We start from the raw sequence: 21,248 nt of genomic DNA, 5'->3' as shown, positions 1-21,248 counted from the left end.
CCGCTTGCCCGGCCATACCGGACAAGCGGAGCCGGGCTTTACTTGATGGTCAACGCCACCAGTTTGCCGCCGTTGCCAAAGGCATACAGCCAGTCGCCGACGACCAGCGGACGAGTACGCAGGCCGTCGCTGTCAATGCGGATACGGCCGACGAAACGGCCATCGACCTGACTGATCAGGTGCAGATAGCCTTCCAGATCACCAAACGCGACATAGCTGGAGAACACCTGAGGCGCCGACAGCTGGCGACGGGCCAGGGCATCGTTGCTCCACAGGGCCGAAGCCGAACGCTCGTCAATACTTTCCACGGTGCCGCTGGCAAGGGTCACATAGACGTTACCAAAGCCCTGCGCCACACCCATGGAGCTGGAGGCCTCGCGCTGCCACAGCACACGGCCGCTTTCCAGATCGAGAGAAGCGACACGCCCCTGGTAGGTCACTACGTACAGTTGGCCACCGGACAGCAGCAGGCCACCGTCGATATCAACAATACGATCAAGCTCGGAACGGCCTTGCGGGATAGCAACACGTTGCTCCCAGACTGGAATGCCACGCTGGGCATCCAGGGCGATGACCTTACCGCTCGACAGACCAGCGATGGCCAACTGGTTGGTCAGTACCGGGCTGCCAGTGCCGCGCAGAGTCAGTACCGCCGGGGTATTTTCGAAGATCCAGCGCTGCTGGCCGCTGTAGGCGTCCAGGGCAACCAGCGTGTCATCCTGAGTCTGTACCAGCACGGTGTCGCTGCTGATGGCCGGAGCAGAGAGAACTTCGCTCGGCACCTTGGAGCGCCACTTCTCTTCACCAGTGGACGAATCGAGCGCGATCACTTCACCTTTGAGGGTGCCGACCACAACCATACCGTAGCCAGCAGCCACACCGCCGGAAACCGGTGCCTCGAGTTCTTTCTTCCAGGACACCTTACCGGTGGTGCGCTCCATGGAGACGATCAGGCCTTCGACATCAGCGGCGAAGATCTGCTCGCCATCGACCACAGGCTCGAGCATGTTGTAGATGTCGCCCTGACCGTTACCGATCGAACGGCTCCACTCTTTCTGCAGCTTCACTTCCTCTTTGAATTTGGGAAGCTCGGCAGGTGGCAGTTCTTTCTTGCTGTTGCTGCTGCAACCAACGACCAGAACGGCCAGGGCCAGCAGTGCGACATTCTTCCAACGCATCACGTCATGCATCCCCTTTGGCCAGGTCGTCGATCTTCATCTGCAGACCACCCACGGCAGCTTCTTCAGACAGCGCACCCTTGGCCTTCACATAGGCAGCGTGGGCATCATCGGCGCGGCCCAACTTCACCAGCAGGTCACCCTTGAGTTCTTCGCGGCTGGCCAGATAAGCATTGTCAGCGTCGCCTTCAAGCAGCTTCAAGGCTTCATCGGCTTTGTCCTGGGCAGCCAGCACGCGAGCCAGACGCTGACGAGCGAGCTCGCCAAGGGTGTCATTGGCTGGCTTGTCGACAACGCTGCGCAATTCACTGGCAGCATCGTCCAGCTTGCCAGTCTCGACCGCGACCTTGGCCACGAACAGGCTGCCGTACTGAGCGTACTGAGTACCGCCGAAATCACTCTTCAACTGGCCTGCCAACGCCGCCACCTTGGCCGCGTCAGGCTGACCGCTCGGGGTCAGGGCCGATTCCAGCAGTTGCTGGTAGAGCATGGAAGCACCTTGAGCCTGATTGCTCTGGTACTTCTGCCAGGCCTGCCAGCCGAATACCACGATCAGCGCCAGGGCACCGCCCGCTATCAGCGGTTTACCATTGCGCTGCCACCAGTCCTTGAAGCCGGCCAGTTCATCATCATCGCTATTCAACGCCACCCCAATACTCCTTAATCGCTAAATCGCTCAAGCCTGCTGGGTGCAGGACGCCAGATGGCCGGCAAGATCCGACCAGGCAATGCTTTGTTGTTCGCTGTCATCGCGCAAAGGTTTGCAACCTACCACGCGAGCAGCCAGTTCGTCCTCACCCAGAATCAGCGCATAGGTAGCGCCGCTCTTGTCGGCCTTCTTGAACTGACTCTTGAAACTACCGCTACCGGCGTTAACCAGCAGGCGTAGCCCCGGAACTTCGTTACGCAGGTTTTCCGCCAGGGCCAGCGCTGCCAACTCGGCGGGCTCGCCAAAGGCGCAAATAAAGGCATCAGCCGGGCGGCTCAGCTCGGCCGGCACGCGCTGCAGGGTTTCCAGCAGCAGCACCAGACGCTCGACGCCCATGGCGAAGCCAACACCCGGCGTCGGCTTACCGCCGAACTGGGTGATCAGGCCATCGTAACGGCCACCGGCACACACGGTGCCTTGGGAGCCGAGTTTGTCGGTGACCCACTCGAACACCGTACGGCCGTAGTAATCCAGACCACGTACCAGCTTGGGGTTGATCTGGTAGGCGATACCGACCGCATCGAGACGTGCCTTGAGGCCCTCGAAATGCAAGCGGGACTCTTCGTCCAGGTAGTCGTGCAGCGTCGGTGCGTCGGCAAGCAGCGCCTGAGTCGCGGCCACCTTACTGTCAAGAATGCGCAGTGGGTTGGTGGTCAAGCGGCGCTGGCTGTCTTCATCGAGCTGATCGAAGCGCTCCTGCAGGTAGGCCACCAGTGCATCGCGATACACCGCACGGGCTTCGCTGGAACCCAGACTGTTGAGCTGCAGGGTCACCGCATCGCTCAGACCCAATTGCTTCCACAGGCGCCAGGTCAGGGTGATCAGCTCGGCATCGATGTCCGGCCCAGGCAGATTGAAGACTTCAACGCCGATCTGGTGGAACTGGCGATACCGGCCCTTCTGCGGCTTCTCGTAGCGGAACATGGGGCCCGCGTACCAGAGCTTCTGCACCTGGCCGCCACCGGTCATGCCATGCTCGAGTACCGCGCGCACGCAGCCTGCAGTGCCTTCGGGGCGCAGGGTCAGCGATTCGTTATTGCGGTCGAGGAAGGTGTACATCTCCTTGTCGACCACGTCGGTACCCTCGCCGATGCCGCGGGCGAACAGTTCGGTGAACTCGAGGAGTGGCAGGCGCATTTCCTGGTAGCCGTAGCTATCCAGCAGCTCTGCCAGAGTAGTTTCCAGGTAACGCCAGGCCGGGGTCTGCTGCGGCAGGATATCGTTCATGCCACGAATGGCTTGCAGGGACTTGCTCAATTGTTTTCCTTAAGCACGGATCAGCCGCGCACGATCACGGCCGCGTCGGCTGCGACCTTCTCGGCCGCCTTTGTGCGGATCAGCCTTTCCAGCTCATCCACCAGATTAGTGTTGGTCAGTTTCGAAACGGGCTTGCCGTCGATGTAGACCAGGTTGTTCGGGCTGCCGCCAGTGAGGCCGATGTGTGCCTCCTTGGCTTCGCCCGGGCCGTTGACCACGCAGCCGATCACGGCGACGTCCAGCGGCACCAGCAGATCCTCGACGCGGGTTTCCAGCTCGTTCATGGTCTTGACCACGTCGAAGTTCTGGCGCGAGCAGCTTGGGCAGGCGATGAAGTTGATGCCCCGCGAACGCAGGCGCAACGACTTGAGAATATCGAAGCCGACCTTGATCTCTTCCACCGGGTCGGCGGCCAGAGAAATACGGATGGTGTCGCCAATACCATCGGCGAGCAGCATGCCCAGGCCGACAGAGGACTTCACAGTACCGGAGCGCAAGCCACCCGCTTCGGTGATACCCAGGTGCAGCGGTTGCTCGATTTGCTTGGACAACAGGCGATACGCCTCGACGGCCATGAACACATCGGAGGCCTTTACGCTGACCTTGAAGTCCGGGAAGTTCAGACGATCCAAATGCTCTACATGGCGCAGCGCGGACTCTACCAACGCTGCTGGAGTCGGCTCGCCGTATTTCTTCTGCAGGTCCTTTTCCAGCGAACCGGCGTTGACGCCGATGCGGATCGGGATGCCCTTGTCACGGGCCGCCTCGACCACCGCTCTAACGCGGTCTTCACGACCGATGTTTCCGGGGTTGATACGCAGGCAATCGACGCCCAGCTCAGCCACACGCAGGGCGATCTGGTAATCGAAGTGGATGTCCGCCACCAACGGCAGGTTGACCAGCTTTTTAATACGGCCAAAGGCTTCGGCAGCGTCCATGTCCGGCACAGATACCCGTACGATATCGGCGCCAGCCGCTTCGAGACGACGAATCTGCTCGACGGTCGCGGCAACATCATTGGTGTCGGTGTTGGTCATGCTCTGCACGGCAATGGGTGCATCACCCCCTACCGGAACCGAGCCCACCCAGATCTTGCGCGACAGGCGACGTTTGATCGGCGATTCACCATGCATATTACTGCCCACCCAACTTCAAGCGTGCGGTTTCACCGGAAATGTGCGGCGCCACATCAACGGCCGCGCCGTTGTAGCTAACCTGAACGCCGCGGGCGAAACCCAGACGCAGCTCGAGCGGCGCCTGGCCGCGAGCATCAAGGCTGTCGCCAGCACGTTTCAGGCCACTGGCGACCACTTTTCCGTTGGCGTCGGTCACCTGAATCCAGCAGTCAGCGGTGAACTTCAGGCTCACCAAACCTTCCCCAGCGGCGACCGGAGCCTGCGGCTGAGCGCTTGTTGGCGCAGGGGCGGCAGCAGCAGGGGCGGCTGGGCTAGCTGGCGTGCCCGCCTCGGCAGGCGCTTGGGCTGTATCAGCCGGAGGGTTCTGTTCCAGCAGTTCGCTGGCAGTGGCTTCCGGCGTGGTGTCGGCTGAGTTGCCTGACTGCTCGGCAGGAACGCTCGGCAGCGGCAGTTCGGTGGCACCTTGATTCTGTGCTGCGGCCACAGCCTGATCTTCCGGCTCATCAAGGGTATGGATCTGCGTATTGCCATCGGCGCCATCGACTTCCACGTGGCCCATGCCAACATTTTTCAGATCGTCGAGCTGCCAGCCTTGATCCTGCCACCAGTAGAAACAGGCGCTTCCCACCCCGACCAGCAACAGGAAGCTGACCAGGCGCAGGATGCTCTGCGAATACCGCGTTGGCTCTTCGATATGGCCGAGTGCATGCACACTGCTGCCAATCGCATTGCTGCCTGTGAATTGGTCGAAGTCGGCAACCAGCGGCGCCTGCTCCAGGCCGAGCAGCTTGGCATAGGCGCGAATATAACCACGGGCGAATGTATTACCTGGCAGCTTATCGAACTCGCCAGCTTCCAATTGGGTCAGGCGCGTTGACGTGAGGTTGAGCTGGGTCGCGACTTCCGCGACCGACCAGCCCCTGCTCTCACGCGCCGCACGCAGTGCTTCACCAGGATTGACGTGATGAGCTGCTACAACTTCAGGTTGGGCCGCTTTCATCTTTGCTCCGACAGATATTGCTGGTATTCCGGCGTACCGGGATAAAGACGTTTCAACTGCAAACCGATGCTGGCGGCACGGTCACGATCTTCGAAGATCGTGGCCAGTCGCGCGCCTAACAACAGGCTGCGGGCGTTCTGTTCGGCAATGGCGCTGTAGCCCTCGTAATAGCTGCGCGCCGGCACATACTGTTTGTCTTCGTAAGAAAGGCTCGCCATTTCCAGCAGCGCACGCGGCTGGCGGCTGTTGAGGCGTAGCGAACGCTCGAAATAGGCTTTGGCCTCGTCACGCTGCTTGAGCATCATGGCGGTCATACCGAGGTTCTCGAACACCCGGGCACGCTCTGGGTAGAGGCTGTCCTCGGCGGCGAGGCTATAGCGATCCAGTGCCTCTTTGTAGCGTTTCTGCTCGAACAGGAAGCCTGCGTAATTGTTCAGCAGCCGTGCGTCCTTGGGGTTGTTCGACAGTGATTTGCGGAAATGTTCATCAGCCAGTTTCGGTTCCATCTCGCGCTGGAACACCAGGGCCAGCACGGCGTGGGCATCGGGGGCGGACGAATCGATATTCAGCGCGTTCTTCAACGGCACCTTGGCCGGCCCGGTTTCACCCTGCTGCAGATAGCCAATGCCAAGCTGGACGAAAGAGTCGTAGGCCTTCTTGCGGCCTTCGGACGTTTTCATCGGGTCGACGTCACCGGTGGAGACACAGGCAGTGAGCAGGCTTGCACTCAGCAGAAACAGCAGGGAACGCAGCACGGTCATGGAGATCCTCTCAGGTACGACTGGCGGTAGGACGCGGAGCATCCGCGTCACCATTCAACTGGCGCACGGCGATGTAGCGTTCACTGCGGCGGGTACGATCCATGACCTGACCGACCAGTTGCCCACAAGCCGCATCGATATCTTCACCGCGAGTCGTGCGCACCGTGACGTTATGTCCGGCTTTTTGCAAGAGTTCCTGGAAACGGCGAATGGCGTTGTTGCTTGGACGCTCGTAACCCGAATGGGGAAACGGGTTGAACGGAATCAGGTTGATCTTGCAGGGTATGTCCGCCAGCAGCTCAACCATCTGCTCGGCGTGCTCGAGTTTATCGTTCACGTCCTTGAGCAGGGTGTACTCGATTGTCAGCACACGTTTCTCGCCCAGACGGGAGACGTAACGCTTGCAGGCAGCCAGCAGCATTTCCAGTGGGTACTTCTTGTTGATCGGCACCAGCTGGCTACGCAGTTCGTCGTTTGGCGCGTGCAGCGACAGCGCCAGAGACACGTCGATTACTTCACCGAGCTTGTCGATCATCGGCACCACGCCGGAGGTCGACAGGGTCACCTTGCGTTTGGAGATGCCGTAGCCAAGGTCGTCCATCATGATTTTCATGGCAGCGACGACGTTGTCGAAGTTCAGCAGCGGCTCGCCCATGCCCATCATCACCACGTTGGTGACGGCACGGTCGATCTTCGCCGGCACACTGCCGAACGATTTGCAGGCGATCCACACCTGGCCGATGATCTCGGCCGCGGTGAGGTCGCTGTTGAAACCTTGCTTGCCCGTGGAGCAGAAGCTGCAGTCCAGAGCACAGCCGGCTTGCGAGGAAACGCAAAGAGTGCCACGCCCACCCTGGGGGATGTACACGGTTTCCACGCAGCTGCCCGACGCCACACGCACGACCCACTTGCGGGTGCCATCGGTAGAAATGTCTTCGCTGACCACTTCGGGCCCGCGAATGTAGGCAGCGGCCTCGAGCTTCTCGCGCAAGGCCTTGCCGACGTTGGTCATGGCGGCGAAATCATCGACGCCAAAGTGGTGAATCCACTTCATGACCTGACCGGCACGAAAGCGCTTCTCTCCGAGGCTGTCGAAGAACTGCTCCATTTCCGGCTGGGTCAGGCCCAGCAGGTTGATTTTGCCATTCGTGTCGGTCATGACGTCACCTTCGCACGCTTCGCCTTAGCGAATGCGAGCGTTTACCTCAGTAGCGGAGAAGAAGTATGCGATTTCGCGAGCAGCGGAAGCTTCCGAGTCGGAACCGTGAACAGCGTTCTCGTCGATGGAAACAGCGAAGTCAGCACGGATGGTGCCGGCAGCAGCTTCTTTCGGGTTGGTAGCGCCCATCAGCTCACGGTTCTTGGCGATGGCGTTTTCGCCTTCCAGAACCTGAACGATGACAGGACCGGAAGTCATGAATGCAACCAGATCCTTGAAGAAACCACGCTCGCTGTGCTCGGCATAGAAGCCAGCAGCTTCGCGCTCGGACAGTTGCAGTTGCTTGGAAGCGACGATGCTCAGGCCGGCTTTTTCGAAACGAGTGGTGATCTCGCCGATAACGTTTTTAGCGACGGCATCAGGCTTGATGATGGAGAAAGTGCGTTGAACAGCCATGTGAAACTCCAGAAACGGTGGATTAAAGCCAAAAATTAAACCCGCGAATTATACGCGGGTTCCAGTCAAAAGCATAAGAGCGGTGCCCGTACTGGCACCCACTCCGCACATCCGGGCCGGCAAAAAACCGCCCTGAGGCGTTACTGCGATTCTTCGATCCACGCAGCCTGAATGGCTTCGAGCACCTTTTCACCGCCGCGTTGCGGGTCGTCGGAAAACTCCGGCAGCTCGACCACCCAGCGATGCAGCTGGACGAAATTCACGTAACGGGGATCGACTTCCGACTTGCCGTCGGCCAGCTGGATGGCGATCTCGAGAACATCAACCCATTTCAGGCTCATGCGTGGGCTTCCTGATCAGTGCGGCGCTTCGGCGGCATGGTTGAGCGAGTACTTGGGAATTTCGACGGTCACGTCTTCTTCACCAACGAGCGCCTGGCAGGCCAGACGCGACTGCGCTTCCAACCCCCAGGCCTTGTCCAGGTAGTCCTCTTCGAGCTCATCGGCCTCGTTCAGTGAGTCGAAACCCTCACGCACGATGCAGTGGCACGTTGTGCAGGCACATACACCACCACAGGCACTTTCCATCTCGATATGGTGCTCGTGGGCCAGCTCCAGAATGGAAGTACCAGGCTGCGCCTCCACGACCAGCCCTTGCGGGCAGTATTTCTCGTGGGGCAGAAAAATCACCTGCGGCATCAGTTATCCCTCAATCTCATTCAGGTTGCGCCCGGACAACGCGGCTTTTACCGTCAAATCCATACGCCGGGCTGCAAAAGCATCGGTCACTTGCGACAGACGCTTGGTCTGCTGCTCGATGGCCACACCATCGGTGCCAGTCAACAAATCACGTAGTTCCTGCATCTGCAGGTCGATCACCGTGCGCTCTTCGGCATCCAGCAGCCGCTCGCCATCGACCTGCAGGGCAGCCTCGACCGCCTCGAGCAGACGCTGTGCGTCGACCTGCTGCTCGCGCAGCGCGCGGGCGGCCTTGTCGCCACCGGCATGCTGGAAGGAATCCTTGAGCATACGCGCCACCTCACCATCGGTGAGGCCGTAGGACGGCTTGACCTGGATACTGGCTTCGACGCCCGACGCCAGCTCGCGGGCACTGACGCTGAGCAAACCGTCGGCATCCACCTGGAAGGTCACACGAATCTTCGCCGCACCCGCCACCATCGGCGGAATACCGCGCAGCTCGAAACGCGCCAGGGAGCGGCAATCACTGATCAGCTCACGCTCGCCCTGCAGCACATGGATCATCATGGCGCTCTGGCCATCTTTATAGGTAGTGAATTCCTGTGCACGCGCCACGGGAATCGTGGTGTTGCGCGGAATCACCTTCTCCATCAGCCCGCCCATGGTTTCCAGCCCCAGAGACAACGGAATGACGTCCAGCAGGAGCAATTCTTCGCCGTCTGCACGGCGGTTGCCGGCCAACGCATCGGCCTGGATCGCCGCACCGATGGCGACCACCTGATCCGGGTCGATATCGGTCAGCGGCTGACGGCCGAACAGCTCGCCGACCGCCTCGCGCACACGCGGCACACGAGTCGAACCACCGACCATGACCACGGCACCGACGTCTTCGACCTCGACACCGGAATCACGCACGGCGCGGCGGCAGGCTTTCAAGCTGCGCGCCACCATCGGCTCGATCAGCGCCTGGAAACCGGCGCGGGACAATACACCGCGCCACTGCCCATGCACGACCTCGACGCTCTCGGCATCGGTCAGCGCTTCCTTGGCGGAGCAGGCCGTCTGCAGCAGGCTGCGCTGGGCACCCGGCGCGATATCGGCGGACAGCCCAGCCTGCTCGACGATCCAGCCAGCGATGGCATGGTCAAAATCATCACCACCCAGGGCACTGTCGCCACCGGTAGCCAGTACCTCGAACACACCACCGGTCAGACGCAGGATGGAGATATCGAAGGTGCCGCCGCCCAGGTCGTAGATCGCCACCACGCCTTCGGCGTTTTGGTCGAGGCCATAGGCAACCGCAGCAGCAGTGGGCTCATTTAGCAGGCGCAGCACGCTCAGGCCGGCCAGACGCGCAGCGTCCTTGGTAGCCTGGCGCTGGGAATCATCGAAATAGGCTGGAACGGTTATCACCGCCCCCACCAGCTCGCCACCCAGAGTCGCCTCGGCGCGCTGGCGCAACACTCGAAGGATGTCAGCGGACACTTCCACAGGGCTTTTCAGCCCCTGCACGGTGTCGATGAACGGCATGTGCGACTCGCCAGCGACGAAGCGGTAAGGCAATTGCTCGCCCAACTGCTTCACATCGGCAAGGCCGCGCCCCATCAGGCGCTTGACCGACAGGATGCTGTTGAAGGGGTCGCTGGCCGCGTCACGCCGGGCCGTTTCACCGACCTCGACACGATCGGCGTGGTAGCGCACGGCCGAGGGCAGAATCAGGCGCCCTTCACTGTCCGGCAACGGCTCGCTGACGCCGCTGCGCACGGCTGCGACGAGGGAATTGGTGGTGCCCAGATCGATCCCTACAGCCAGACGACGCTGGTGTGGTTGTGGGCTCTGTCCGGGCTCAGCAATCTGCAATAAAGCCATAGTTAGTCGGTGCTTATCTGGGTATCAGGCACGGCCACGGCAGCCGTACGCGGATTAATCGTCGAGGCGCTCTTCCAGCTGACGCACCTCGTGGGAAAGTTTGTCGAGGAACTGCATGCGGCGCATCAGGCGTTCGGCCTCTTCTCGGCGCGCATTGTCCTCCCAGGCCTCGGCGAAGCTATCGTTGAGGTGTTGCTTGGCGATCTTCAAACGTCCCTTGAAGGCCGCAACCCCTGCCAGATCAGCATCGTCTTGCAACTCTTCGAGCTCTTCGCGCCACTGCATCTGCTGCATGAGGAAGTCAGCATCCTGCACGGTGACCTCCAACGGCAGCTCGGGCCCACGCATCGCCAGCAGGTAGCGAGCGCGCTGCGAATCGCTCTTGAGCGTGCTATAGGCCTCGTTGAGGCTCGCCGAACGCTCCAGCGCCAGACGTTGCTCACGCTCGGAAGCGTCAGCAAAACGATCAGGGTGCACCCCGCGAGCCAGCTCGCGATAACGACTCGCGAGCAGGTCAAGATCCAGACGGAAACTCGGCTGCAATTCGAACAGGGCGAAGTGACAGGGGCCAGAACTACTCATCAGATGTTAAAGCTTTCGCCACAGCCACACTCGCCACGGACATTCGGGTTGGTGAACTTGAAGCCTTCGTTCAACCCCTCCTTGACGAAATCCAGCTCGGTGCCATCGAGGTAAACCAGGCTTTTGGGATCAATGATCACTTTGACGCCATGGCTCTCGAACACCTGATCTTCGCTGGCGGTTTCGTCGACGAACTCCAGCACGTAAGCCAAGCCGGAGCAGCCTGTAGTGCGCACACCCAGGCGAATACCCTCGCCCTTGCCACGGCCGTCAAGCGAGCGACGAATATGCTGGGCAGCAGCTGGAGTCATGCTGATGGACATCGACGAACCTCCTTAGAGCAAACCTTTCTTCTGCTTGTAGTCGCGCACGGCCGCCTTGATGGCGTCCTCGGCGAGTACCGAACAGTGAATTTTTACGGGCGGCAATGCCAACTCTTCGGCAAGTTGGGTGTTCTTGATGGTTTCCGCCTCGTCCAGCGTCTTGCCCTTCATCCATTCAGTGGCAAGGGAGCTGGACGCAATGGCGGAACCGCAGCCGTAGGTCTTGAACTTGGCGTCTTCGATAACGCCTTGCTCATTGACCTTGATCTGCAGACGCATCACGTCGCCGCAGGCCGGTGCGCCGACCATGCCGGTGCCGACATCAGGATCTTCCGCGTTCATCTTGCCGACGTTGCGCGGGTTCTCGTAGTGGTCGATGACCTTTTCGCTGTAAGCCATGTTATCAATCCTCTTTCATCAGGCGCCGCTCACCGGCAGCTTTTAGTGTGCTGCCCATTCCACTTTGGAAATGTCGACACCTTCTTTGAACATATCCCAGAGCGGCGACAGTTCGCGCAGCTTGGTGACTGCCTCGCGTACTTTCTCCGCGGCGTAGTCGACTTCCTCTTCGGTGGTGAAGCGACCGAAGGTGAAGCGAATCGAGCTGTGCGCCAGTTCGTCGTTGCGGCCCAGGGCGCGCAGCACGTAGGAAGGCTCCAGAGAGGCCGAGGTACAGGCCGAACCGGACGATACCGCCAGATCCTTGAGGGCCATGATCAGCGACTCACCTTCGACGTAGTTGAAGCTGAGGTTCAGGTTATGCGGTACACGGGCGGTCATGCTGCCGTTGATGTACAACTCTTCCAGGCCATCGACATGTTTGAAGAAACGATCACGCAGGGCCAGTACCTTGGCGTTCTCTGCGGCCATTTCTTCCTTGGCGATGCGGAAGGCTTCGCCCATGCCGACACACTGATGGGTCGCCAGGGTGCCGGAGCGCATGCCGCGCTCGTGGCCGCCACCGTGGGTCTGAGCCTCCAGGCGGATACGCGGCTTACGGCGTACGTACAGAGCGCCGACGCCTTTCGGGCCGTAGGTCTTGTGCGCTGAGAAGGACATCAGGTCGACCTTGAGCGTCTGCAGATCAATCTCGACCTTGCCGGTCGACTGGGCGGCGTCGACGTGGAAGAACACACCACGCGCCCGCAGCATCTCGCCGATCGCAGCGATGTCATTGACGGTGCCGATTTCGTTGTTGACGTGCATGATCGACACCAGAGTAGTGTCATCGCGCAGTGCAGCCTCGACCATGGCCGGCGTGATCAGGCCATCTTCGCGGGGCTCGATGTAGGTGACCTCGAAGCCTTCACGCTCAAGCTGGCGCATAGTGTCGAGCACCGCCTTGTGCTCGATCTTCGAGGTGATAAGGTGCTTGCCTTTGCTTGCGTAGAAGCTGGCAACACCCTTGATGGCGAGGTTGTCGGATTCGGTGGCACCGGACGTCCAGACGATTTCGCGGGGGTCGGCATTGACCAGCTCGGCAACTTGACGGCGAGCGTTTTCAACCGCCTCTTCAGCTTTCCAGCCAAACACGTGGGAACGCGATGCCGGGTTACCGAAGTTGCCTTCGTTGGTCAGGCACTCGATCATTTTTTGCGCAACACGCGGGTCGACCGGCGTTGTCGCGGAGTAATCCATGTAGATCGGCAATTTCATTTTTCGGTATCTCCTAATCAGGTATCAGGCCGGCGCCTTGCGTGCTCAATCGACGGTGGACGCTTCAATCTTATCTAGATGGTGCACCCTGCCATTGCTGTTACAGCGGCGCTGATCCTGGCGCTGGGCGACTTCCTGGACCTCGCTGCGAGTAACCAGATCGGCCAGGCTGATGCCGCTAAGGAACTCGTGAATCTGCTGGCTCAGGTCGCACCACAGGTGGTGAGTCAGGCAGATGTCGCCGGAGTGACAACCGCCCTGCCCCTGGCAACGGGTCGCATCGACGGATTCGTTGACCGCATCGATCACTTCAGCGACCTGGATACCCTGCATGTTGCGCGACAGCTGATAACCACCACCAGGGCCACGAACACTGGAAACCAGACTTCCACGACGAAGTTTGGCGAACAGCTGCTCAAGGTAGGAGAGAGAAATACCCTGGCGCTCAGAGATATCGGCGAGGGATACCGGCCCGTTCTGCGCATGCAGCGCCAGATCGAGCATGGCAGTCACGGCGTATCGGCCTTTGGTAGTCAGTCGCATGAAGGGTTACCAAGGAATCACAATGTGGCGCAATTATCCTATTCCCGAGTATTTAAGTCAACTATAAGTCCTACCAAAACACTCAGGTTTAGACGCATTGCACGCCTGAAACGGCGGCGGATCATAGCAAAGCTATGCACACCACGCATCAGGCGGCCGGCTTGTCACCCTGCCCCTTGCACACGCCATCGAAGTCTTCGGCGCGCAACTCAGGCAAATCCTTGGCGCGATAATCACTACCCAGCGCACCGAGCGCTTCGCACATGCCTTCCAGACGATTATCGACCGCATGCAGGTGATCGAGCAGCTGCGCGATCGCCCGCGCCACCGGATCCGGCATGTCCTGACTGACGCCATAAGCATCGAAACCCAGCTTGTCGGCGATGGCCTGGCGTTGCGCCTCTAGCCCGCCATCGTCCTTGACGATTATCTTGGCCGGAATCCCCACTGCCGTCGCACCGGCTGGCACCGCCTTGGTGACCACTGCATTGGAACCGATCTTGGCACCAGCACCGACCGTGAACGGGCCAAGCACCTTGGCACCAGCACCCACCACCACGCCGTCCTCGAGCGTCGGGTGACGCTTGCCCTTGTTCCAGCTGGTGCCACCCAGGGTCACACCCTGATAGAGCGTCACGTCGTCGCCGATCTCGGCAGTTTCACCAATGACGATGCCCATGCCGTGATCGATGAAGAAACGCCGACCAATCACCGCACCCGGATGAATTTCGATGCCGGTGAGCCAGCGACTGAAATTCGACACGCTGCGCGCCAGCCATTTCCAACCCGACAACCACAGCCCGTGAGCCACCCGATGCAGCCACACCGCATGCAATCCGGGGTAACAGGTGACCACTTCGAACGCATTGCGCGCTGCCGGATCACGATGAAAAACACCCTGAATATCTTCCCGCATGCGCTCAAACATCAGTCTTTCCCCGCTTATGGTGCTCGCCACGCGCCGCCTTGAGCGTTTCAGTCAACACGCCGCGCAAGATGTTCATTTCCAGCTTGGTCACACCGCTGCGGCCGTACAGCCGACGCAGACGACTCATCAGATGACGCGGATTTACCGGGTCGAGAAAACCAATCTCTACCAACGACTTTTCGAGGTGCCCATAGAAGGACTCCATCTCGTCAGCGGTCACCGGCTGATCACCCTCGTCGGCAGCGACCTCCTGGCGAGGCGCGTTTTCCAGCGCCAAAGCCGACATGCGCGCTTCGTAGGTCAGCACCTGCACAGCGGCAGCTAGGTTCAGCGAGCTGAATGCCGGATCGGACGGAATATGTACATGGAAATGGCAGCGCTGTAGCTCTTCGTTGGTCAGGCCGGCGTGCTCGCGACCGAATACCAGCGCCACCTCGCCACCAGCGAAGGCCTTTTCCACAGCCGCCACGCCACATTCGCGCGGATCGATCAGCGGCCAGGGGATGCGCCGCTCACGGGCGCTGGTGCCGAATACCAGACTGCAGCCGACCAGTGCATCTTCAAGGCACGAAACCACCTGGGCAGAATCGAGGATATCGGTAGCGCCAGATGCCCGCGCCACCGCCTCCTCACTCGGAAACTGACGCGGCTCGACCAGGACCAGCCGCGACAGCCCCATGTTTTTCATGGCACGAGCCGCCCCGCCGATATTGCCGGGATGGCTGGTATTGACCAGTACCACTCGAATGTTCTGCAACAAGGGAGACGCCCGCGTCGGATAAATAAGGTGACAAATCTTACAGAAGCCCCCCGCTTTATGCCACGCAGCACACCGACGGCACTTCAAGCGAGATGCTTTTCTGCTAGAATGGCCGGCTTTATTACGACCCCAGGTGAACTTCCATGCAGCCCATGCTGAATATCGCGCTGCGCGCAGCCCGTAGCGCCGGTGAAATGATCTTCCGCTCCATCGAACGCCTGGACGTCATCTCTGTAGATGAAAAGGACGCCAAGGACTACGTCACCGAGATCGACAGGTCAGCCGAGCTGATGATCATCCAGGCTTTACGCAAGGCCTACCCAACTCACAGCTTCCTTGGCGAAGAAGGTGGCCTGCTGGAAGGCAGCGGCGAAGGCGCCGATTACCAATGGATCATCGACCCACTGGATGGCACTACCAACTTCATCCGTGGCGTCCCGCACTTCGCCGTAAGCCTGGCCTGTAAATACCGCGGCCGCCTAGAGCATGCAGTGATTATCGACCCGGTGCGCCAGGAAGAATTTACCGCCAGCCGCGGCCGTGGCGCAGCCCTGAACGGCCGTCGCCTACGCGTGAGCAATCGCAAGAGCCTGGAAGGCGCCCTGCTGGGCACCGGCTTCCCGTTCCGCGACAGCCAACTGGACAATCTCGAGAACTACCTGGGCATGTTCCGTAGCCTGGTAGGCCAGACCGCAGGCGTACGCCGCGCGGGTGCCGCCAGTCTGGATCTGGCTTACGTTGCCGCAGGCCGCTTCGACGCATTCTGGGAGTTCGGCCTATCCGAGTGGGACATGGCCGCAGGCGCCCTGCTGATCCAGGAAGCGGGCGGCCTAGTCAGCGATTTCAGCGGTGGTCATGAATTCCTCGAGAAGGGTCAGATCGTCGCCGGCAACACCAAGTGCTTCAAGGCCGTACTGACCGCGATCCAGCCGCATCTCTCGGCATCGCTCAAGCGTTAATAGGTGCACCTATAAAGAACCGGCCTGGCGCCGGTTTTTTATTGCCCACGAAAAAGGCGCTCCTGAGAGCGCCTTTTATGCATCAAGCTGAGCGAATCACTCGTCCGCCTCAGAATCGGCCAGCACCAGCTTGCCATCGCGCACCGGGATCTTGCTGCCCGGCTCTTCGTCCATTCGCACCTTACCGATCTTGCCATCGAGATCGTATTTCACGTCATAGCCAACGATCTTATCGCTGGAGTCGGTCACGGTCTTGCAACGCGTCTCGGTGGTGGTATAGGTATCGCGGCCCTGCATACCTTCCTGCACCTTGTTACCTGCGTAACCACCACCGACGGCACCTGCCACGGTAGCGATCTTCTTGCCGTTACCACCACCGACTTGGTTACCGAGCAGACCACCGACCACGGCGCCGATAGCGGTACCTGCTATCTGATGCTGATCCTGAACCGGACGCTGGCGGGTAACGGCCACGTCCTTGCATTCTTCACGCGGCGTCCTGATGGTTTCAGTCACTGGCTTCACCGCCAGGACTTCGGCGTACTGAGGCCCACCGCTGACCAAACTGTAGGTCGCAACCGCGCCACCTGCTGTGACACCAACAGCACCCAATACAGCTCCAACCAACAATGACTTGTTCATGCGAACCTCCTGATCACAACTGCAGCGCACTTGCGCTTTACTCCCTGCCTTGGAAACGCAAAACGGGCGACAAGTTCCCTTGTCGCCCGCTTATATCCACTGCACTGAGCCGAGCGTCACAACTTCAAGGACGCTCGTCAACGCCCTCGGCATTGGCCACCGGTGGAATCAGATCCTCGGAGGTCAGCTTCAACCAGATCAGCACGGGAGCGCTGATATAGACCGAGGAGTAGGTACCCACCACAACACCGATCAGCAGCGTCAGCGCAAAGCCACCAAGGCTATCGCCACCGAACACCAGCAAAGCGATCAGCGCCATGGCCGTCGACAATGAAGTGGCGATGGTACGCAGCAGCGTCTGAGTAACCGAAACGTCGATGTTCTCGATGATGTCGGCCTTGCGCATTACGCGGAAGTTTTCGCGAATACGGTCATAAATGATGATGGTGTCATTGAGCGAGTAGCCCACCATCGCCAGCACCGCCGCAAGCACCGTCAGATCGAACGGCACCTGGAAGAAAGCCAGGATACCGAGGGTCACGATGATGTCGTGCGCCAGCGAGCCGACGGCACCGATACCGAACTTCCACTGAAAGCGAAACGCCAGGTACAACAGGATCCCGCCGAGCGCCAAAAGCATCGCCAAGCCACCCTGATCGCGAAGCTCTTCACCAACCTGAGGGCCGACGAATTCGACGCGCTTGACCTCGAACGAGGTATCTCCATCGATCTTGCGCAGGGCCGTGGCAACTTCACTACCAAGATCGGCGGAGTCACCAGCCAGGCGCACCAGCACATCAGTGGTGGAACCGAAGCTCTGCACCACTGCATCGTTGTAGCCAGCCTGACCCAGCTCACGCTTGATCAACTCCAGATCCGCTGGCTGCTCGTACGTCAGCTCGATCAGCGTCCCGCCAGTGAAGTCCAGGCCGAAATTGAGACCATGTTTGAACAGGCTACCCAAGCCGATAAGGCTGATAACCACGGTAATGGCGAACGCAATATTGCGTATCGCCATGAAAGGAATGCGCGATGGTAACTTCATGATCTCACCTCAAATCCACAATTTCTTGAAGTTACGGCCACCAAAGATCAGGTTGACCATGCCGCGAGTGAACATGATCGCGGTAAACATCGAGGTGATGATGCCCAGCGATAACGTCACAGCAAAACCCTTCACCGGCCCAGTACCCAGCGCGAACAGAATCGCACCGACCAGCAAGGTCGTCAGGTTACTGTCGAGAATGGCGGAGTAGGCTCGATCGAACCCCTCGTGAATCGCCCGCTGCACCGACAGCCCATTGTTCAGCTCCTCTCGTATTCGAGAAAAGATAAGCACGTTGGCATCCACCGCCATGCCCAGCGTCAATACGATACCGGCGATGCCAGGCAGCGTGAGAGTCGCCCCGATCACCGACATCAGGCCGATCAGCAAGACCAGGTTGAAGGCCAGCGCCACGGTCGCCAAGACACCAAAGAATCGGTAAATGGCAATGATGAACAGCGACACGAAGACCATCGCCCACTCAGTGGACTCGATGCCCTTGACGATGTTCTCGGCACCCAGGCTAGGGCCAATGGTGCGCTCTTCGGCAAAATACATCGGTGCAGCCAGACCACCGGCACGCAGCAGCAACGCCAGCTCGGATGACTCGCCCTGGCCGTTCAGGCCGGTGATGCGGAACTGGCTACCCAGCGGCGACTGGATGGTCGCCAGGCTGATGATCTGCTTCTCTTCCTTGAAGGAGTCGACCTGTACTTCCTGCTCGACGCCATCGACCATCTGCTTCACGTAGCGGGTCAGCGGACGCTGCTCGATGAAGATCACCGCCATGCTGCGCCCGACGTTGCTGCGGGTCGCGCGGTTCATCAGGTCACCGCCATGGCCATCCAGACGGATGTTCACCTGCGGGCGACCGTTCTCGTCGAAGCTGGCCTGGGCGTCGGTCACCTGGTCACCGGTGATGATCAGCTCACGCTCGAGCTGCACCGGCGGACGACCTTCCTCGCGGAAGCCGAACGGCTCGGTGGTGCCACGCGGTGCATTCGGGTCAGCCGCCAGACGGAATTCGAGGTTGGCGGTCTTGCCGAGAATACGCTTGGCTTCGGCAGTGTCCTGCACGCCTGGCAGCTCGACCACGATGCGGTTGGCACCCTGACGCTGAACCAGCGGCTCGGCGACGCCTAGTTCGTTGACCCGGTTACGCACGGTGGTCAGGTTCTGGCGGATCGAGTATTCGCGAATCTCGGCGATCTTGGCTGCCGTCATGGTTACGCGCAGCACTTGCTGGCCAGCACGCTCCTGAGCATTCAATTCGAAATCGTTGAAATCTTTGCGGATCAGCTGCTGGGCCTTTTCCAGGGTCTCGCTGTCAGCGAAGCCCAACTGGATGGCGCCGCCCTGCTGCGGCATGCTGCGATAGCGCACACGCTCCTTGCGCAGCAGGCTCTTGAGCTCGCCTTCATAGACCTGGCGACGAACGTCCAGCGCCTTGTCCATGTCGACTTCGAGCAGGAAGTGCACACCGCCAGAAAGGTCGAGGCCGAGCTTCATCGGGCTCGCACCCAGATTACGCAGCCAGTCGGGGGTGGTCTGGGCCAGGTTGAGGGCAACTACATAGTTGTCGCCGAGCGCTTTGCGCACGATGTCCTTGGCCGGCAGTTGGTCGCTTTGCTTGGTCAGACGCAGCAGGCCGTTACGGCCCTGCTCGCCAACGCTCGATGCCTTGACCTGGATACCTGCGTCGCCCAGCGCCTTGCTGACACGATCGAGATCAGCTTGCTCGATGGCCTGCGCCGTGCTGGCCCCACTGATCTGGATGGCCGGATCATCAGGGTAGAGATTGGGTGCGGAATAAATCAGACTGATGCCGAGTACCGCTGCGATCAGCAAGTATTTCCACAGAGGGTATTTGTTGAGCATGAATGACGCCGCCCGCTTATGACGCGGGGCGCAATCTGCGCCCCGCGGGATGGATAAAACTGGAACAGATAGTCAACAAACTGCTGAAAAACGTAGGCGAGGCAGCCAGCGCAAGGCAAAAACAGGCGAGGAAGCGGAGTGTACTTTGGTACATGAGCATTCCGAGCTTGTTTTTAACGCAGCGATGGCAACGCAGGTAGTTTTTCAACCGTCATCAGATGGCTTTCAGCGTGCCCTTAGGCAGGGTTGCTGCGATGGCACCTTTCTGGATCTTCAGTTCGACGGTGTCGGACACTTCGATTACCACGAAATCGTCGCTGACCTTGGAAACCTTGCCGGCGATGCCGCCGGAAGTTACCACTTCGTCACCCTTCTGCAGATTGCCAAGCAGGCTCTTGTGCTCTTTGGCACGCTTGGCCTGAGGGCGCCAGATCATCAGATAGAAGATGACCAGGAAGCCGACCAGGAAGATCCACTCGAAACCGGAACCAGCCGGGCCGGCAGCACCAGCATCAGCGTAGGCAGCGGGAATAAAAAAGCTCATTTGACACTCCTGTTGAAAGATTTTTTAGCCATCGAATCATCATTCCAGCGGCGGCGTTGGCAGACCGCGCCGGGCGTAGAAGGCATCGACAAAGGCGGCCAATGTACCCTGTTGAATTGCCTCGCGCAAACCAGCCATAAGGCGCTGGTAATGACGCAAGTTGTGGATTGTATTCAACATGCTGCCGAGCATTTCTCCGCATTTATCCAAATGGTGCAGATAGGCGCGCGAGAAGTGTTTGCAGGTGTAACAGTCGCAGGTCGGATCCAGCGGCGAGTCATCGTGACGGTGAAACGCATTGCGGATTTTCAACACGCCGGTGTCGATGAACAGGTGGCCGTTGCGCGCATTGCGCGTCGGCATCACGCAGTCGAACATGTCCACGCCACGGCGCACGCCTTCGACCAGATCCTCCGGCTTGCCGACACCCATCAGGTAACGCGGCTTGTCGCTGGGCATCTGCCCTGGCAGATAATCCAGCACCTTGATCATCTCTTCCTTCGGCTCGCCGACCGACAGACCGCCAATGGCAAGGCCGTCGAAATCCAGCTCGCTCAAGCCTTCCAGCGAGCGCATGCGTAACGACTCGTGCATGCCACCCTGAACGATGCCGAACAACGCCGCGGTACTGTCACCATGGGCGACCTTGGAACGCTTGGCCCAGCGCAGCGACAGCTCCATGGAGGTCTTGGCCATATCGAACTCGGCGGGATACGGCGTGCACTCGTCGAAGATCATCACGATGTCGGAGCCCAGATCGCGCTGCACCTGCATCGACTCTTCCGGGCCCATGAACACCTTGGAACCATCGACCGGCGAGGCGAAGGTCACGCCCTCCTCCTTGATCTTGCGCATCGCCCCCAGGCTGAAAACCTGGAAGCCGCCCGAGTCGGTGAGGATTGGCCCCTGCCACTGCATGAAATCATGCAGGTCACCATGACGTTTGATGACTTCGGTACCTGGGCGCAGCCACAGGTGAAAGGTATTGCCGAGGATCATCTGCGCACCAATGGCTTCGATATCGCGCGGCAACATACCTTTTACCGTGCCATAGGTGCCGACCGGCATGAAGGCCGGGGTCTCGACCACGCCACGGGGGAAAGTCAGGCGGCCACGACGGGCCTTGCCATCGGTGGCCAGCAGTTCGAAGGACATGCGGCAGCTG

General features: G+C 60.0%; 24 protein-coding genes. 1 reads left to right on the top strand and 23 read right to left on the bottom strand.

The window, feature by feature from the left end:
• Window positions 1–38 precede the first annotated feature (38 nt).
• The 18 genes from bamB to trmJ all read right to left on the bottom strand — a co-directional run bounded on the left by bamB (window position 39) and on the right by trmJ (window position 15,015).
• The gene (bamB, locus tag ACZ0AI_RS23830) at window positions 39–1,190 is read right to left on the bottom strand and encodes an outer membrane protein assembly factor BamB (protein WP_463563972.1); all 1,152 of its coding nucleotides are present in this window, start codon (window positions 1,188–1,190) and stop codon (window positions 39–41) included.
• Window positions 1,183–1,821: a tetratricopeptide repeat protein gene (locus ACZ0AI_RS23825; RefSeq protein ID WP_463566019.1), complete on the bottom strand. Its 639-nt coding sequence runs from the start codon at window positions 1,819–1,821 to the stop codon at window positions 1,183–1,185. The genes bamB and ACZ0AI_RS23825 overlap by 8 nt, the downstream gene beginning before the upstream one ends.
• A 33-nt stretch (window positions 1,822–1,854) precedes the next feature.
• The gene (gene hisS / locus ACZ0AI_RS23820) at window positions 1,855–3,144 is read right to left on the bottom strand and encodes a histidine--tRNA ligase (RefSeq protein WP_463563971.1); all 1,290 of its coding nucleotides are present in this window, start codon (window positions 3,142–3,144) and stop codon (window positions 1,855–1,857) included.
• Between the two features lie 20 nt (window positions 3,145–3,164).
• Window positions 3,165–4,277: a flavodoxin-dependent (E)-4-hydroxy-3-methylbut-2-enyl-diphosphate synthase gene (gene ispG / locus ACZ0AI_RS23815; protein WP_463570107.1), complete on the bottom strand. Its 1,113-nt coding sequence runs from the start codon at window positions 4,275–4,277 to the stop codon at window positions 3,165–3,167.
• Window position 4,278: 1 nt separating this feature from the next.
• Complete coding sequence (locus ACZ0AI_RS23810) at window positions 4,279–5,280, bottom strand: RodZ domain-containing protein (RefSeq protein WP_463563969.1); 1,002 nt, start codon at window positions 5,278–5,280, stop codon at window positions 4,279–4,281.
• Window positions 5,277–6,041, bottom strand: coding sequence for a type IV pilus biogenesis/stability protein PilW (gene pilW, locus ACZ0AI_RS23805; RefSeq protein ID WP_463563968.1), 765 nt, complete (start codon window positions 6,039–6,041; stop codon window positions 5,277–5,279). Before pilW ends, ACZ0AI_RS23810 begins: the two co-directional genes overlap by 4 nt.
• Window positions 6,042–6,051: 10 nt before the next feature.
• Window positions 6,052–7,200 carry a dual-specificity RNA methyltransferase RlmN gene (gene rlmN, locus ACZ0AI_RS23800; protein ID WP_463563967.1) on the bottom strand — a complete coding sequence of 383 codons (1,149 nt, stop codon included), beginning with the start codon at window positions 7,198–7,200 and terminating at the stop codon, window positions 6,052–6,054.
• A 24-nt stretch (window positions 7,201–7,224) separates the two neighbouring features.
• Entirely contained in the window at window positions 7,225–7,656 is a 432-nt protein-coding gene (gene ndk / locus ACZ0AI_RS23795) for a nucleoside-diphosphate kinase (RefSeq protein WP_463566201.1), read from the bottom strand.
• Window positions 7,657–7,796: 140 nt separating this feature from the next.
• The gene (gene iscX, locus ACZ0AI_RS23790; protein WP_463563966.1) at window positions 7,797–7,997 is read right to left on the bottom strand and encodes a Fe-S cluster assembly protein IscX; all 201 of its coding nucleotides are present in this window, start codon (window positions 7,995–7,997) and stop codon (window positions 7,797–7,799) included.
• A 15-nt stretch (window positions 7,998–8,012) separates the two neighbouring features.
• Window positions 8,013–8,354, bottom strand: coding sequence for an ISC system 2Fe-2S type ferredoxin (gene fdx / locus ACZ0AI_RS23785; RefSeq protein ID WP_463563965.1), 342 nt, complete (start codon window positions 8,352–8,354; stop codon window positions 8,013–8,015).
• Window positions 8,355–8,357: 3 nt separating this feature from the next.
• On the bottom strand, window positions 8,358–10,223 hold the full coding sequence (gene hscA, locus ACZ0AI_RS23780) for a Fe-S protein assembly chaperone HscA (RefSeq protein ID WP_463563964.1): 1,866 nt from the start codon (window positions 10,221–10,223) through the stop codon (window positions 8,358–8,360).
• Between the two features lie 54 nt (window positions 10,224–10,277).
• Window positions 10,278–10,805, bottom strand: coding sequence for a co-chaperone HscB (hscB, locus tag ACZ0AI_RS23775; protein ID WP_463563963.1), 528 nt, complete (start codon window positions 10,803–10,805; stop codon window positions 10,278–10,280).
• Window positions 10,805–11,128: an iron-sulfur cluster assembly protein IscA gene (iscA, locus tag ACZ0AI_RS23770; protein WP_463563962.1), complete on the bottom strand. Its 324-nt coding sequence runs from the start codon at window positions 11,126–11,128 to the stop codon at window positions 10,805–10,807. Before iscA ends, hscB begins: the two co-directional genes overlap by 1 nt.
• A gap of 12 nt (window positions 11,129–11,140) precedes the next feature.
• A complete protein-coding gene (iscU, locus tag ACZ0AI_RS23765; protein ID WP_002552476.1) occupies window positions 11,141–11,527 on the bottom strand; it encodes a Fe-S cluster assembly scaffold IscU in 387 nt (128 codons plus the stop codon).
• Window positions 11,528–11,569: 42 nt separating this feature from the next.
• Window positions 11,570–12,784 carry an IscS subfamily cysteine desulfurase gene (locus tag ACZ0AI_RS23760; RefSeq protein WP_463563961.1) on the bottom strand — a complete coding sequence of 405 codons (1,215 nt, stop codon included), beginning with the start codon at window positions 12,782–12,784 and terminating at the stop codon, window positions 11,570–11,572.
• Between the two features lie 45 nt (window positions 12,785–12,829).
• Window positions 12,830–13,327: a Fe-S cluster assembly transcriptional regulator IscR gene (gene iscR, locus ACZ0AI_RS23755; RefSeq protein WP_463563960.1), complete on the bottom strand. Its 498-nt coding sequence runs from the start codon at window positions 13,325–13,327 to the stop codon at window positions 12,830–12,832.
• Window positions 13,328–13,475: 148 nt separating this feature from the next.
• Window positions 13,476–14,255 (bottom strand): serine O-acetyltransferase, encoded by a 780-nt coding sequence (gene cysE / locus ACZ0AI_RS23750; protein WP_463563959.1) that lies wholly within the window; start codon window positions 14,253–14,255, stop codon window positions 13,476–13,478.
• Window positions 14,248–15,015 carry a tRNA (cytosine(32)/uridine(32)-2'-O)-methyltransferase TrmJ gene (gene trmJ / locus ACZ0AI_RS23745; RefSeq protein WP_463563958.1) on the bottom strand — a complete coding sequence of 256 codons (768 nt, stop codon included), beginning with the start codon at window positions 15,013–15,015 and terminating at the stop codon, window positions 14,248–14,250. Before trmJ ends, cysE begins: the two co-directional genes overlap by 8 nt.
• A gap of 143 nt (window positions 15,016–15,158) precedes the next feature.
• Between trmJ and suhB the strand changes: the two genes are divergently transcribed.
• Window positions 15,159–15,974, top strand: coding sequence for a type III secretion system regulator SuhB (suhB, locus tag ACZ0AI_RS23740; protein ID WP_463563957.1), 816 nt, complete (start codon window positions 15,159–15,161; stop codon window positions 15,972–15,974).
• 96 nt (window positions 15,975–16,070) lie between these two features.
• On the opposite strand, the gene ACZ0AI_RS23735 is transcribed toward suhB, so the two are convergent.
• From ACZ0AI_RS23735 to tgt, 5 genes are all read right to left on the bottom strand, one after another.
• Window positions 16,071–16,616, bottom strand: a complete 546-nt coding sequence (locus tag ACZ0AI_RS23735) for a glycine zipper 2TM domain-containing protein (RefSeq protein WP_463563956.1) — start codon at window positions 16,614–16,616, stop codon at window positions 16,071–16,073.
• 124 nt (window positions 16,617–16,740) lie between these two features.
• Window positions 16,741–17,661, bottom strand: a complete 921-nt coding sequence (gene secF, locus ACZ0AI_RS23730) for a protein translocase subunit SecF (RefSeq protein ID WP_463563955.1) — start codon at window positions 17,659–17,661, stop codon at window positions 16,741–16,743.
• A gap of 9 nt (window positions 17,662–17,670) precedes the next feature.
• The gene (gene secD / locus ACZ0AI_RS23725) at window positions 17,671–19,539 is read right to left on the bottom strand and encodes a protein translocase subunit SecD (protein WP_463563954.1); all 1,869 of its coding nucleotides are present in this window, start codon (window positions 19,537–19,539) and stop codon (window positions 17,671–17,673) included.
• Between the two features lie 214 nt (window positions 19,540–19,753).
• The gene (gene yajC / locus ACZ0AI_RS23720) at window positions 19,754–20,083 is read right to left on the bottom strand and encodes a preprotein translocase subunit YajC (RefSeq protein WP_225834455.1); all 330 of its coding nucleotides are present in this window, start codon (window positions 20,081–20,083) and stop codon (window positions 19,754–19,756) included.
• 39 nt (window positions 20,084–20,122) lie between these two features.
• The gene (gene tgt, locus ACZ0AI_RS23715) at window positions 20,123–21,238 is read right to left on the bottom strand and encodes a tRNA guanosine(34) transglycosylase Tgt (protein WP_463566018.1); all 1,116 of its coding nucleotides are present in this window, start codon (window positions 21,236–21,238) and stop codon (window positions 20,123–20,125) included.
• Window positions 21,239–21,248 lie beyond the last annotated feature (10 nt).

The organism is Pseudomonas sp. AC355, from assembly GCF_979258205.1.
The sequence above is the reverse complement of the archived record's forward strand: the minus strand, read 5'-3'. Positions and strand labels throughout refer to the sequence as shown.

What these genes read in the sequence shown, in the direction of transcription:
- bamB (WP_463563972.1), bottom strand. Translation starts at nt 1,190, where the DNA reads ATGCATGACGTGATGCGTTGGAAGAATGTCGCACTGCTGGCCCTGGCC.
- iscA (WP_463563962.1), bottom strand. Translation starts at nt 11,128, where the DNA reads ATGTCCATCAGCATGACTCCAGCTGCTGCCCAGCATATTCGTCGCTCG.
- tgt (WP_463566018.1), bottom strand. Translation starts at nt 21,238, where the DNA reads ATGTCCTTCGAACTGCTGGCCACCGATGGCAAGGCCCGTCGTGGCCGC.
- yajC (WP_225834455.1), bottom strand. Translation starts at nt 20,083, where the DNA reads ATGAGCTTTTTTATTCCCGCTGCCTACGCTGATGCTGGTGCTGCCGGC.
- iscR (WP_463563960.1), bottom strand. Translation starts at nt 13,327, where the DNA reads ATGCGACTGACTACCAAAGGCCGATACGCCGTGACTGCCATGCTCGAT.
- secF (WP_463563955.1), bottom strand. Translation starts at nt 17,661, where the DNA reads ATGAAGTTACCATCGCGCATTCCTTTCATGGCGATACGCAATATTGCG.
- ispG (WP_463570107.1), bottom strand. Translation starts at nt 4,277, where the DNA reads ATGCATGGTGAATCGCCGATCAAACGTCGCCTGTCGCGCAAGATCTGG.
- hscA (WP_463563964.1), bottom strand. Translation starts at nt 10,223, where the DNA reads ATGGCTTTATTGCAGATTGCTGAGCCCGGACAGAGCCCACAACCACAC.
- pilW (WP_463563968.1), bottom strand. Translation starts at nt 6,041, where the DNA reads ATGACCGTGCTGCGTTCCCTGCTGTTTCTGCTGAGTGCAAGCCTGCTC.
- ACZ0AI_RS23810 (WP_463563969.1), bottom strand. Translation starts at nt 5,280, where the DNA reads ATGAAAGCGGCCCAACCTGAAGTTGTAGCAGCTCATCACGTCAATCCT.
- ACZ0AI_RS23760 (WP_463563961.1), bottom strand. Translation starts at nt 12,784, where the DNA reads ATGAAATTGCCGATCTACATGGATTACTCCGCGACAACGCCGGTCGAC.
- iscU (WP_002552476.1), bottom strand. Translation starts at nt 11,527, where the DNA reads ATGGCTTACAGCGAAAAGGTCATCGACCACTACGAGAACCCGCGCAAC.
- ACZ0AI_RS23735 (WP_463563956.1), bottom strand. Translation starts at nt 16,616, where the DNA reads ATGAACAAGTCATTGTTGGTTGGAGCTGTATTGGGTGCTGTTGGTGTC.
- cysE (WP_463563959.1), bottom strand. Translation starts at nt 14,255, where the DNA reads ATGTTTGAGCGCATGCGGGAAGATATTCAGGGTGTTTTTCATCGTGAT.
- secD (WP_463563954.1), bottom strand. Translation starts at nt 19,539, where the DNA reads ATGCTCAACAAATACCCTCTGTGGAAATACTTGCTGATCGCAGCGGTA.
- fdx (WP_463563965.1), bottom strand. Translation starts at nt 8,354, where the DNA reads ATGCCGCAGGTGATTTTTCTGCCCCACGAGAAATACTGCCCGCAAGGG.
- hscB (WP_463563963.1), bottom strand. Translation starts at nt 10,805, where the DNA reads ATGAGTAGTTCTGGCCCCTGTCACTTCGCCCTGTTCGAATTGCAGCCG.
- suhB (WP_463563957.1), top strand. Translation starts at nt 15,159, where the DNA reads ATGCAGCCCATGCTGAATATCGCGCTGCGCGCAGCCCGTAGCGCCGGT.
- ndk (WP_463566201.1), bottom strand. Translation starts at nt 7,656, where the DNA reads ATGGCTGTTCAACGCACTTTCTCCATCATCAAGCCTGATGCCGTCGCT.
- rlmN (WP_463563967.1), bottom strand. Translation starts at nt 7,200, where the DNA reads ATGACCGACACGAATGGCAAAATCAACCTGCTGGGCCTGACCCAGCCG.
- iscX (WP_463563966.1), bottom strand. Translation starts at nt 7,997, where the DNA reads ATGAGCCTGAAATGGGTTGATGTTCTCGAGATCGCCATCCAGCTGGCC.